Annotated in this window: 12 protein-coding genes; all 12 read left to right on the top strand. The window is 45.1% G+C overall.

The window, feature by feature from the left end; genetic code table 11:
- Complete coding sequence (locus tag FS818_RS09190) at positions 1-822, top strand: Fpg/Nei family DNA glycosylase (protein WP_145331546.1); 822 nt, start codon at positions 1-3, stop codon at positions 820-822.
- On the top strand, positions 812-1,660 hold the full coding sequence (locus tag FS818_RS09185; RefSeq protein WP_145331545.1) for a deoxyribonuclease IV: 849 nt from the start codon (positions 812-814) through the stop codon (positions 1,658-1,660). Before FS818_RS09190 ends, FS818_RS09185 begins: the two co-directional genes overlap by 11 nt.
- An 18-nt stretch (positions 1,661-1,678) precedes the next feature.
- On the top strand, positions 1,679-2,020 hold the full coding sequence (locus tag FS818_RS09180; protein ID WP_145331544.1) for a cyclic-phosphate processing receiver domain-containing protein: 342 nt from the start codon (positions 1,679-1,681) through the stop codon (positions 2,018-2,020).
- On the top strand, positions 2,017-2,334 hold the full coding sequence (locus tag FS818_RS09175; RefSeq protein ID WP_145331543.1) for a thioredoxin family protein: 318 nt from the start codon (positions 2,017-2,019) through the stop codon (positions 2,332-2,334). Before FS818_RS09180 ends, FS818_RS09175 begins: the two co-directional genes overlap by 4 nt.
- Positions 2,331-3,110: an ABC transporter ATP-binding protein gene (locus tag FS818_RS09170; protein ID WP_145331542.1), complete on the top strand. Its 780-nt coding sequence runs from the start codon at positions 2,331-2,333 to the stop codon at positions 3,108-3,110. The genes FS818_RS09175 and FS818_RS09170 overlap by 4 nt, the downstream gene beginning before the upstream one ends.
- A gap of 6 nt (positions 3,111-3,116) precedes the next feature.
- Entirely contained in the window at positions 3,117-4,166 is a 1,050-nt protein-coding gene (locus tag FS818_RS09165; RefSeq protein ID WP_145331541.1) for an SAM-dependent methyltransferase, read from the top strand.
- Between the two features lie 186 nt (positions 4,167-4,352).
- Positions 4,353-5,840, top strand: a complete 1,488-nt coding sequence (locus FS818_RS09160) for a serine/threonine protein kinase (protein ID WP_145331540.1) — start codon at positions 4,353-4,355, stop codon at positions 5,838-5,840.
- Between the two features lie 16 nt (positions 5,841-5,856).
- Entirely contained in the window at positions 5,857-6,879 is a 1,023-nt protein-coding gene (locus FS818_RS09155; protein ID WP_145331539.1) for an SAF domain-containing protein, read from the top strand.
- A gap of 59 nt (positions 6,880-6,938) precedes the next feature.
- On the top strand, positions 6,939-7,652 hold the full coding sequence (locus FS818_RS09150) for a hypothetical protein (protein ID WP_145331538.1): 714 nt from the start codon (positions 6,939-6,941) through the stop codon (positions 7,650-7,652).
- Entirely contained in the window at positions 7,649-8,479 is an 831-nt protein-coding gene (locus FS818_RS09145; RefSeq protein ID WP_145331537.1) for a CpaE/TadZ family protein, read from the top strand. Before FS818_RS09150 ends, FS818_RS09145 begins: the two co-directional genes overlap by 4 nt.
- Positions 8,480-8,513: 34 nt before the next feature.
- The gene (locus FS818_RS09140) at positions 8,514-10,313 is read left to right on the top strand and encodes an ATPase, T2SS/T4P/T4SS family (RefSeq protein ID WP_145331536.1); all 1,800 of its coding nucleotides are present in this window, start codon (positions 8,514-8,516) and stop codon (positions 10,311-10,313) included.
- Entirely contained in the window at positions 10,303-12,369 is a 2,067-nt protein-coding gene (locus FS818_RS09135; RefSeq protein WP_145331535.1) for a hypothetical protein, read from the top strand. Before FS818_RS09140 ends, FS818_RS09135 begins: the two co-directional genes overlap by 11 nt.
- Positions 12,370-12,425: the final 56 nt, after the last annotated feature.

The raw sequence follows: 12,425 nt of genomic DNA, 5'->3' as shown, positions 1-12,425 counted from the left end.
ATGCCAGAGTTACCGGAAATGGAAAATTACAGGACGTTATTGTCCGAGCATATCCTTGATTTACCGATTACAGGGGTAGTTGTGAACCGTGAAAAGACGATCAATACGACCGCTGATGTGTTTATAGATGAGTTAACAGGCAATCGGATTATATTTGTGGAACGGCGCGCTAAACATCTGATCTTTCACCTTGCAAACGGCAAACGTCTTGTGTTGCATCTTATGCTGGGTGGCATGTTGTTCTGGGGGACTGAGGACGAGCGTCCTGACCGCACCACACAGGTAGAGATTCAATTCGGAGAACATATTCTGTTCTTCATCGGTTTGCGTCTTGGGTATCTGCATCTGATGTCTTCCAAGGAAACGGAAGAAGCTATGTCTGATTTAGGTCCGGAGCCTCTGGATCGTCGCATGAACAAAGAACGTTTTGCTACGTTGCTTAAAGGTCGCAGGGGAACACTCAAAACAACCTTGGTAAATCAACATATTATCGCTGGCATCGGCAATTGTTATTCAGATGAAATCGCCTTCGCAGCGGGACTTAGACCAAGCTCAAAAACGCAGAACATTGCGAACTCAACTGAACTGACAGAGCGACTGTATCACTCTATGCAATCGGTGTTACGCGAGGCAGCGCACGAGGGCGGTTATATGGAAATGCCGCTAATGCAGGGAGACAACAAAACAGGAAAATTTGACGAGCAGTGCCGGGTCTATGACCGGGAGGGTGAAACTTGTCCTCGCTGCGGGGGAACTATTGAACGAGTTGAAATTACGGGCAAAAAGGCATTTTTCTGTCCGCAATGTCAGCATGAGGCCTAAAACCGGCATCGGCGCACATGTCAGCACTAAAGGCGGATTTTTACAGGCGGCCAAGAGAGCATATGAGATGGGAGCGACGGCTTTTCAGTATTTTCCGAAAAATCCGCGCAGTCTTAGTCTGAAAAGTCTTGATCGGAAAGATGCTGCATTGTGCAGGGACTGGTGTGGAGAACATGGTATGGCATCCATTGCTCACTCACCTTATCCTACGAATCCGGCACTGGGCATGACCCGTGGAGAGGCGGGGTTTCATGCTATTGTTTCATCGATTCGCAATGATCTTGAGATTTCTAATGCATGTGGTTCGGTTGGAACAGTTGTTCATTTTGGCCATATACAAACGAAAGATCCGCTAGAGGGGTATCGTAATTTGATTCACTGTCTGGACACTGCACTGGAAGGGTGGCAAGGCGAATCCAAGATTTTGCTTGAAAATCAGGCAGGAGATCATGGACCCATGGGGACAACGATGGAAGAAATGATCCAGATTCGCAAGCTGAGTCGATACCCTGAACATATTGCATTTTGTTTCGACACATGTCATGCTTTTGCTTCGGGGATGTGGAAGGCTGGAGATGAGAACGTTTTGTTGGAAAAAGGCAGGCAGCTGGGATATTGGGATGACCTGGCGGCTGTTCATTTCAATGATTCGAAATATGCATCCGGTCTGAACAAAGACAGACATGCGAGAATTGGTCATGGACAGATTGGCTATGAATCGATGCAGAGACTTCTGCAATCACCAAATATTATGCAAGCGGTTGTTGTAATGGAGACGGAAACAGGAGAAGACGGAACGCACAGTGACGATATACAGCTCATGCGTTCCTGGTTATAAGTGGGGAGGTGCGAGGCGATGCATGTTTTTCTGGATGACTATCGTTCTTGTCCAAAAGGGTTTGTTCTGGCTAGCAATGCTGAGGAATGCCTTTTGTTATTGCGAGATGGCGAAGTAGACATTCTATCACTGGACTATGAACTTGGGCCGGATTCGATGAATGGCGGTGAAGTAGCTGCGGCGATTGTACGGGAAGGGCTCTATCCGCGTGAGATCTATTTACATACGTCGAGTATGTATGGAAAACGCCAGATGTACGAGATGTTGTATAGCAACAAACCTGAATCCGTTATAATTCATAACGGTCCGATGACAGGTGAAGTCATGTTGCGGGTGGCTGCGGAGGCTGAGAAGTTATGAAGCCGATTACGTCTAAAATGGTAATGCGCGGTGTATGGGAAGGGTTGCCTCAAGCTGTATTTATCTATACTCCGTTATGCGGAACGTGTGCAGCGGCACGCCGTATGCTGGAGGTTGCTGAGCATATGTTGCCAGAAGGTGTTTTATATGAGATGAATATTCATGATATTCCGGAGCTTGTGCAGCAGTTCCAGATTTCGAGTGTACCGGCTTTAATGTTGTTTGATGGTGAGCAAGATGTACCCAGGATGGTCTATCGGATGAACTCGGTTGAGCATCTGCTCAATGAGATTCGGAAGGCGGTATTAAAATGAGTGTTGTAGTGATGGAGAACATTTCGCTTCGTCGCGAAGAAAATCAAATACTTGATGACGTTCATTTACGCATTGAACCAGGGGAACATTGGGTTATCCTGGGGCGTAATGGATCAGGTAAAACCACACTGCTGGAAATGATGAATGGATATATGTTTCCAAGTTCGGGACGCATTGAAGTGCTCGGTAACGTGTACGGGCAATGTGATGTCCGGGAGGTACGCAAAGAGATCGGTTATATCAGCCAAACACTGATCGAAAAATTGACCTTACGTGATCCGGTGTGGGAGGTTGTCGCTACAGGAGCCTATGCCTTTTTGCGCTTTTATCAGACGATTCCAGATGAAGTGAAAACAAAGGCGATGCAACTGCTGGATGAGATGGGTTTCGCAAAATTGGCAAATCACTCGCTGGGAACGTTATCCCAGGGAGAACGCAAAAAAGTCATGTTGGCACGTTCGTTAATGGCAGAACCAAAGTTGCTTATTATGGACGAGCCTTGTGCTGGCCTTGATCTGTATGAACGTGAAAAGATGCTGATTGAGATTGATCGTCTGCGCAAGCGGAATATGACGGTGGTGTACGTCACCCATCATGTGGAAGAGATCGTGCCGTTGTTTACTCATGTCGCATTGATCCGTGATGGACGCATTGCTGCGGCGGGGCCAAAACACGAGATTTTAACAGAAGATACAATTAAGCATACGTATGATATTCCGGTGGAAGTCCAGTGGCATGAGGATCGTCCATGGATACGCGTACGTTCTGGAGGGTAACACAAGTTGAGTACACAATCGGTTTCGGGAGAAACAGACTTTTCCCGTTTTATATGCACGGCCAATCACGGCTTTGCACCTTATGCGCAGGAGGAATTGCGCCGCACTTTTGGAGCAGTGAAGAGCACGGTTCTGGTTCCAGGCGAGATTCTACTGGCTGGTTTACCAGTTGCAGAGGAAGAAGTCTCGATTAGACTTCTGCAAGAGTCTCCGACGTTTTTGCGTCACATCCAGCCTGTTCAATTTCAAGAGAATACAGAGGATGCAGAGCAGTCACTGGAGAAATTGATTGCATTTATTCTGAACCATAAGGAATTGTCTGGTGCGCAGGTCGTTTTGCAAACTCGCAAAACGGAGGGTTCTTTTTGGCGCGAAAACGCAGCTTCATTGAAACAAATGCTGACAGAAAAACTGGGTGATCTGGGCTGTGAATGGGTTATTCGGGATGCGGAATATGTCATTTCGGTATTTGCTGCTAATGATATGTTATATGCAGGTGTATCCAGACCGGAACAGAATCTGTCCGACTGGAGTGGTGGAGCGATCCGTTTTCAGAAGGAAGAAGGACAAATCTCACGAGCCAAATTTAAGTTGCTTGAAGCGGAGCAAACGTTTGGTATTGATTTTACTTCGTTTCACAAGGCACTTGATATTGGCGCAGCACCCGGGGGATGGACATCATTCCTGCTTGAGCGCGGGCTTGAGGTAACAGCAGTAGACCCGGCGAAGATGGATGCAACCTTGCTCGCTTCACCTAAATTGACGTTTTTGAAAAAAAATGCAGGTGATGTGCGTTTCCGCGAAGGTGAATTCGATCTGCTTGTATGTGATATGAGCTGGAGTCCGAAGCTGATGAGCAGACTGGTATCTGACCTTCTGTATAGTCTCCAATCCGGCGGGACAGCCATTGTTACGGTGAAATTGCTTCACAAGAAACCACTTGCGCTTATAAAAGAAGTGATCGATACGTTTGAGCGTTCACGGATGCAGATTCAGCGTTCTAAGCAGCTGTTTCATAATCGTGAAGAGATCACATTATATATGATTAAATATTAAGTCATTAAACTTGTAAAATATTCTGCTTTACAACGGTTGATTATGTGTACTATAATGATACCAATATTAACCATAACGACAATAAATTTGAGGGAAAGCATCCCGAAGTGAACATGACTGGAAGTCCAGTGTGCTCATTATCGGTGAAGCTTTCCCTTTTTATGTTGTTTGGAAGGAGGTATACCTATGAGACATCCGGCGAGGCTAGAACGCGGGAGCCTGCTGGGAGGCAGATATCGTATCCTATCGATTCTTGGTTCAGGAGGAATGAGCCATGTGTATGAGGCAGAGGATTTGAAGCTGCCAGGGAAGATCTGGGCTGTGAAGGAAAGTGTCACGAAGATGCCCTATGAAGGCAGTATGGAGAGAGAAGCGGCTCTGTTGACATCATTGCGCCATCCGAGACTTCCGCAGATTGTTGATTTTTTTGCTCCTGACGATGACGGTTATACGTACCTTGTCATGGAATATATTGAAGGGTTAACGCTGAGTGACTACTTCAAACAGTGCCGGGGTAAAATTCCGGTGGAGCAGTTGATGGAATTTGTGCTTCAATTACTGGATGTTCTAAGTTATTTGCATAAATTGGATCCTCCTGTTATTTACCGGGACCTGAAGCCGTCCAACATTATGATTACACCAGAGCATGAAGTGCGCTTGATTGATTTTGGTATTGCCCGCAGTTATAAAACGAATCATGCTGAAGATACGGTAAAACTCGGGACTGCGGGATTTGCGGCACCAGAACAATACGGCTCCGGGCAGTCAGATGCCCGTTCAGATCTATATGGTCTTGGAGCCCTGATGCTGTACCTGATGACGAGTGGGGCATACACAGAATGGATTCAAGGCGTGGAAAGTTCTATACGAAGCGATATCCCGCGAACATATATCCCTGTTGTTAGGCGGTTGCTGCGATATGATGTGAATGAACGGTTTCAAACGGCGAATGAGGTAAGAAAGGAGCTACTTCGAATACCGGGAATGATGTCCTCGCCTGCAGATCAACAGCTAACGATTGGTGGGGGCACGAGAGTGATTGCTCTTACGGGGGTTTCCGCTGGTGCTGGTGTTACTCATACAGCGATAGCGATCAGTCATTATCTGGAGAGGAAGAACTTTAAGGTCGCGGTGATCGAAATGTCACCTCGCTCTCAATCATTTACACGTATCCAGCACATTGCGCTAGGTGGTAAACCTGTAGCGTCAAGCAGGCAGTTTGCGGTGGATGGCGTGCATTATTGGAAGCAGTCTGGCCGGGCCGATATTTTATCCCTGCTGGGCGGTAGTTATCAATTTATTGTGATGGATCTAGGAAGCGGACAGGATCAGAATCGACTAGAGGAGTTTTTGCGTGCAGATCTGCCTATCATTATTGGTTCTGGTGCTGAATGGAAACAAGCAGAGATTGGAGCTTTTGTACGCACACATTATCGCTTTCCCCGGGAGAAATGGATCTACTGCCTTCCGCTCGCCGCAACAGACGCAGTGGAGCGTGTACGTAGAACACTGGATACATCCCACGTATACGGATTACCACTGCAGCTGGACCCATTTGACAAGGATGTTCATATGGATAAGGTATTCTCACAAATTCTAGGGCACTTAATGGTAAGGCAGACCTCAAAACGTTCATTTTTTTCACTTAAAAAGTACATGAGTAGAGGAGATTAGGAAAGGAGAGCCTCTTTTGTCCAAATTAAGAAAACAAAGTCGTCAACTGATTTATGCAGGACTGATTGGAGCAGGAGCTGTTGGTATGATGTTTGGAGGTTACGTTGTATATCAGATGAGCACAAAAGAGGATGTCAGGTCAGCAATGGAGGCCCGTTATCTGTCAGCGTATGAGGAGAAAGAAGCGAAATTGTTGCAGCAGTGGAATTCTGGTGCCCAAGGGTGGGTAACCATCAGGGATATCGAAGCGGGAGAACTTATCTCACCAGAGGATCTGAAACTGATTGCGATACCGGACGCTCAGGCTCCACGCAATCTATGGTCTAGTTCGAAGAAGCTGGAAGGGCAGTCAGCTAAAATTGAGCTAAAAAAAGGAACGGCGATTACAACGGAGATGGTGTATGAAGGAACACCTGCGTCGCCTGATTTAAGAAATCGAGAGTTGCAAGTGGTATTGCTACCATCTTCGCTTGCCAAAGGAGACATGGTCGACGTACGTATTCAGTTTCCTACAGGTCAAGACTACATTCTCTTGTCCAAGAAAAAGGTGGAACGGTTAAACGCAGCAACACTATGGATTACGATGACAGAAGAAGAAATTTTGTCGTTATCCAGTGCAATCGTGGATGCCTATTTACATAAAGCTTCAATCTACGCTCTAACCTATGTAGAACCACAATTCCAGACTGCAGCTATTCCGACATATCCAGCCAATTCCGAAGTGTTAAAGCTACTGGAGAGTGATCCCAACATTGTGCGTCATGCCGAGCAGGAATTGTCGAGACAAGTTCGAAGTTCACTCGAAAGTTCTCTAGCTGCCTCCATGTCAGCTCCATCTAATGGTGTCGAACAAGATGTGGCACAATCTTCTGTTACGTATAATAAAAGGCCAAAAGTTCAAGATTCATCTGGAGCTAACGGAACGATTTGGAACGACGGATCAGGCAATAGGGAAACAGATTATACGGGAGAGGAATCAGACGCTATCGAATCTTCAACTCTGAACGACCAACAGCAATTGCTGACGGGAAACGAGTAAATCGATTAGATCATTGATTCTTATAACAACATTAAAATGAGATTGAGGGGCGCTGATCAGTGCACATTTGGATTTTTGCAGGTTTATGTGAGAAAAATGATCTGATGTTATATCTGAGTAAAATACTGGCTTCAACAGGTAAGCGGGTTCTCTTGGTGGACGGTACGTTGCAACAAAAATATGGATACAGTGTTGGAGATCATCAGCAATCCTTACGAGTTGTGGAATTCGAGGGATTTGATATTGCGTGTCATTTTGTTACTTCAATGGCGGTAGAGCAGCATCTGCAGATTAACGGTGAGAGTCTTGATAATTATGACTATGTGTTATATGACATCGAGACCTTGCACTTTGCTTCACGTCATTTATGGCATACCGCAGAAGTTCGCGTCTGGGTGAGCGATTATGAACGATATAATCTGGAACGGGGTAAAGGTTGGTTAGAACAGTTATTCAACGAGCAGGAGCTTCCTGAAGAGCTGGCTTTTCAACGAATGCTGATTAATGGCGTGGATTGTAAACTTGAAGCCCATTATCTTTGGGCCTATCTTGAGGGTGGTCCTTTTCGGTGGACCGGGGAGTCCCTCATCCTCCCGTGGGATGAGCTTAGCACTGCGGTTAGGCTTGAAAATGAACATTATCACCGTGTGCATCTTGGCCCACTGTCCAGAAATTACAAAAAATCCTTATGTCGTGTTGTGGAACAACTGACCGGGTGGGAGAGTGTTCGGAGCCGTCGTGCGATCAAAGAAGCGGGGAGGATGAGGGCATGAGTACGATTGCTTTTTGGAGTCCATTTGCGGAAACGGGATGTTCCTCAAGTGCATTAATGGGTGCATATGCAACAGCATTAAAATATAGAGCCAGAGTATTGCTTGTTAACACAGGTCCGGCAAATTATGGTGTGGAATCAGGCATATTTCGGGATGAGAAGAGTTCAGTCGATGTCTCGTATTCTTTCGAAGAAAATGGTTGGGATGCTGTCGAACGGCTGTTTATTAGTGGTAGCCTTAACAAGCACAATTTGAAGGATTACACCAAACCGCTGTTGAAAGATCGGCTTGATCTACTGACTGGGAGCGTGTATAGAAATGAGCGCTCTGTGAGTGAAAAAGGGGAGTTGTTAAAAAAACTGCTGGAGACTGCTAATCAATGTTATGATCTTGTGCTTCTGGATGCAGGGCAATCTAATGATGATTCACCGCTTATCGTGCAGCAGGCAGATTATGTTGTCGTTGTTCTGAATCAGAATATGAGGAATCTGGAACACTTTTTCGAAGAGATCCTGCCTGAACAAATAACGGAACGGAAGCTACATGTACTTATCAATAAATATGATTCGCATTCTCGTGCTACACTCTCCAATATAAAGCGTGGTTTCAGATACAAGGGAAGTCTTTCGGCAGTCCCGTATACGACCGGGTATCTGGATGCCATCAACCGAAGAGATGTCGCCAGATACTTGCAACTTGAGAGTCTGACTGAGAAAAAACAAGTTCAAAAAGGGAGTTTTGCTTCAGGTATGGCTGAACTCGCTCGCCTGATTATGGATGGTACGGGGAAGCGTACTGTGCTGAAGAGGCTGGAAAGGGGAGCCTGAATCTCTAGTGGTCTGGAATGCGATTTTCATCACAATGATTCTAATTACAAGTATATGGTATGTATGCTTCAAGTATCGAGCCTATATGCGGGAAAAAAATGAACGTATACCTGAGCAGGAGTCCTTTACGATTGAGACATTGATTGAACAAGTGAAAAATTCATTGCATGAAATAAGCCATAGTCAGCTTGCCGATGCTGGTTTACATGAAGAAGAGTATCGCCGTAGAATCAATCAACGTGCTGAGATGAGAAAAGCGCTCAAAAACTGTGTATCAGGAAGCATCAGTGACAAGACGTATGTCAAAAACCTGATTAGTGACTTGTTGACACGAAGTATTGGTTTGAATAAATCCAACGTCGACGAAGTGATGATGTTTGCTGAACCCGAACGGTTAAGCGTGCAAGATCGCTTTGAGATCATCTTTTATTTATACCGTGAGCAATTTGGGGTAGATGCTCTTTCCAGAATGATTGATACCTATGATTTAGGTAAACTAAGGCTGGAAGAAGGCTCGGAAGATGGCGGAAGTTACTATATTTCCGATCAGGATATCCAGCATGTTTTTGATTGTGAATACCGGGAATTGGGATTCAGAGAAAAGGTAGAAATTATCGTGCAGCGTATCTATCAACAATATAAAGGATTCTCGGTAGTGGATGAAATCAGGGATCAGCGGATCGATGGTGTCAGCGGAGGGGTAAGCGGTGCTCTTGAAACACTGCCACATACGGGAAATTATGTACCCGCTTCATGGAATGATCTTTTGGAACATGCTTTTGAGGATGAGCATAACGAGGAACCGCTAAGCGGGATGGAGAGTGTATGGATTTTTTATAAAGGGAAGTCTATTCATTTGTCTTTTTTAAGCTTTGGCAGTATCCGGGAGTTGAAACGAGTGTGTCAGAACATATATAAATACAATTATCCTGGTCAATTATCGGAAGCAAGTGGTTATAAAGTGAATGAGATGAAAGACGGCTCGCGTGTTGTCGTTGTGCGTCCTCCTTTTGCGGAATCCTGGGCATTCTTTGTTCGGAAGTTTGATATTCCCAACGCCTCCCTAGAACAGTTGATTACAGGTAACAACGCACAATTACCAATAGAGCTATTGCAATATTTGATGAAAGGTAGCCGGATCACGGCAGTAACCGGTGCACAGGGCTCCGGTAAAACAACATTGCTGATGGCGATGGTAAAACATATCTATGCTTCCTATACTTTGCGTGTACAGGAGATGGCATTTGAGTTGCAATTAAGACGGATATACAGTCGCCGTAACATTCTGAGTTTTCGGGAAACGGAACATATATCGGGTCAGCAAGGACTGGATTTACAGAAAAAAACAGATGGTACAGTAAACATTCTTGGTGAGGTTGCGAGTGATGAGGTGGCTGCCTGGATGATTCAGATGTCACAGGTGGCGAGTTTGTTTACCCTGTTTACGCATCACGCCAAGACATTCCGTGATCTGGTGTTTTCACTCCGGAATTCATTACTTAAAACAGGCATGTTTCAGCATGAACATATTGCCGAAGAACAGGTTGTCAGCGTCATTAACTTTGATGTTCATATGAAAAAAGACGCAGAGGGCCGCAGATATATTGAGCGGATTACGGAATGTATTCCCCATTCCCTTGAAGCGGAAAGTATGGAAGAAAGGACCGGGTTCACATTTAAAAATGTCGTAGAGTATCGCCAAGGAAAATATGTGGCTACTGCTCCGATCTCGGCTTCTAGCATCGTAGATATGCAGGAGCAGATGACGCTACCAGATGCCGAGAATTTTGGGCGGTTTATTGGACAACACTGGGGTGAAACCTATGAGCATTAAATGGCTATTATTGTTTGTAATCAGTTTTTGTGTAGTTGGTTTAGTCATCACGCTGATCATTCTTCGTATGCTGAGGCAAAGAGAGTCAACCTTGATGTACGCTGCGGGAAAAATCGTGAATATTCAAGGTAAGAAGTATAGAGATTGGGGAAGTTTCCTGTTGCAGGCATATCAAGTCGGGATGAAGATACCCTTGCTTTCAACGTATATTTTGCAAGTGCAAAAAAGAATCTCATATCGTTATGCCAGTGATGAACCAGCGCTTCGCAGAGTCACGATGACTGTTGTTCTGATGATTATGGGCGGGTACGGAAGTGTTAGTACAGTGTTGTTTTGGTTACAGCCAGGTATCGCTTTTATTCTTCTGGCTACGCTGTGTGCTATCGTGCTGAACAGTCTTGTGTTAGATATGTGCCTGAGCCGTATGGAGAAAAAACTGCTGGTGCAAATGCTAGATTTGTTCGCCGATGTAAGACATCGGTATCATCAGCATGGCATGGTTGAGGAAGCGCTCTATGAAGCGTCCGAAGCAGGTACAGGAGAAGCCGCCGAGCAAGTGAGGCTAATATACGAAGCGTTGACTTCTCCCGACCCCAATGAAGCACTTGAACGATATTATGAAGTGGCACCTAACCGCTTTCTCAAAGGTTTTGCCGGTGTATCTTATATGGTGATGGAGTTCGGAGATAAGGACAAGGAGCAGGGCTCCATCTATCTGCAAGGTTTAGGTAATCTGACTCAGGAGATACACCTGGAGATATTAAGGCGTGACAGGCTTGATTATCTGCTACAAGGATTAAACGTGATCGCTCTTGTACCTGTACTGTTTACAGGGCCAATTGAGCGTTGGGCTCGGGTCAGTTTCCCGACGATGGATGATTTTTATCGTAGCAAACTTGGTTTTATCACTAAAATATCCATATACATTATCATCATTGTTGCTTACTTGCTATTACAGCGTCTTCAGCAATATGATGAAACCCGCTACCGCTCCGGGAAGAAACAATCCAGTCTGGATCGCTTTTTGTATAAGCAACTTTTTTTGCGGAGGCTGGCGATGCTTTTTGCAGCCAAGCCTGGAACAACTCCTTACAATCAGACGATCAGGTTAATGAGAGAGAGCAGTACCGAGCTGAAATATGAATGGTTAGCTATTCGCAGATTATTGCTATTCGCTAGTGGTCTGGTTCTGACAGTGGGCTTGATTCTTTTGCTACATCAAGTCGAGCGTAATCATATATTACACGATCCAATCAGGGATGACCGCATGTTTGGTGCAATGTCAGAGGCAGATTTGAAAGTTGCCCGAGAGAAGACGGCACTGGATGGAAAAGTTATGGCGTATGTTGAGATGAAGCGGGCAGCCACATACGCAGATATTTCGAATGCGCTGTTGCAGCTTGCACCAGCCCAGCTTGATCATGATGCTCAGACAGCAACAATTCAGCGGATTATAGACAAGATTGAAGCATATAACAACCAATATGTGCGCTGGTGGGAGATTATTTTGGCGCTGCTCATAGGGATAGGGGGCTATAATTTGCCCGTTTGGCTCATGTTGTTCCAGCGCAAAATGAGAAGGTTGGATATGAAGCATGAAATCTATCAATTTCAGACGGTCATTTCGATTTTACGAGAGATGGATCGGATGTCTGTCGAGGAAATCGTAGAATGGCTTAATCGATTCGCTGTCATTTTTAAAAGGCCACTACAAAAGTGTTTGTTGCACTTCGAACATGGCCCTGAACAAGCACTTGAACAATTAAAAGAGGAGGTGGGTTTGCCTGAATTTCAACGTTTGATTGATAAACTGCAGCTGGCTTTAGGTAAAATATCCATTCGTGAAGCTTTTGATGATTTAGAAAGCATGATGGCCTTTTATTTTGAACAGCGCAAACAGGAGTATAGCAGAATTATTGATATCAAGGCAGGGTGGGGAAGGGCAATTGGTTTTACACCTATGTATGCATTGATCTTCATGTACCTCGTTATTCCCCTGGTAGGCATGAGTTTTGTGCAGATGAGCATGTATTATGAACAAATCCAGAAACTGTAGTGCTTGGCTTTTACGAAGAACTGAAAGTAATCATTCATAACACTTTAGGAGGGTAT

The sequence above is a fragment of the Paenibacillus xylanexedens genome (genome assembly GCF_007680605.1).
GTDB lineage: Bacteria > Bacillota > Bacilli > Paenibacillales > Paenibacillaceae > Paenibacillus > Paenibacillus xylanexedens_B.
The sequence above is the reverse complement of the archived record's forward strand: the minus strand, read 5'-3'. Positions and strand labels throughout refer to the sequence as shown.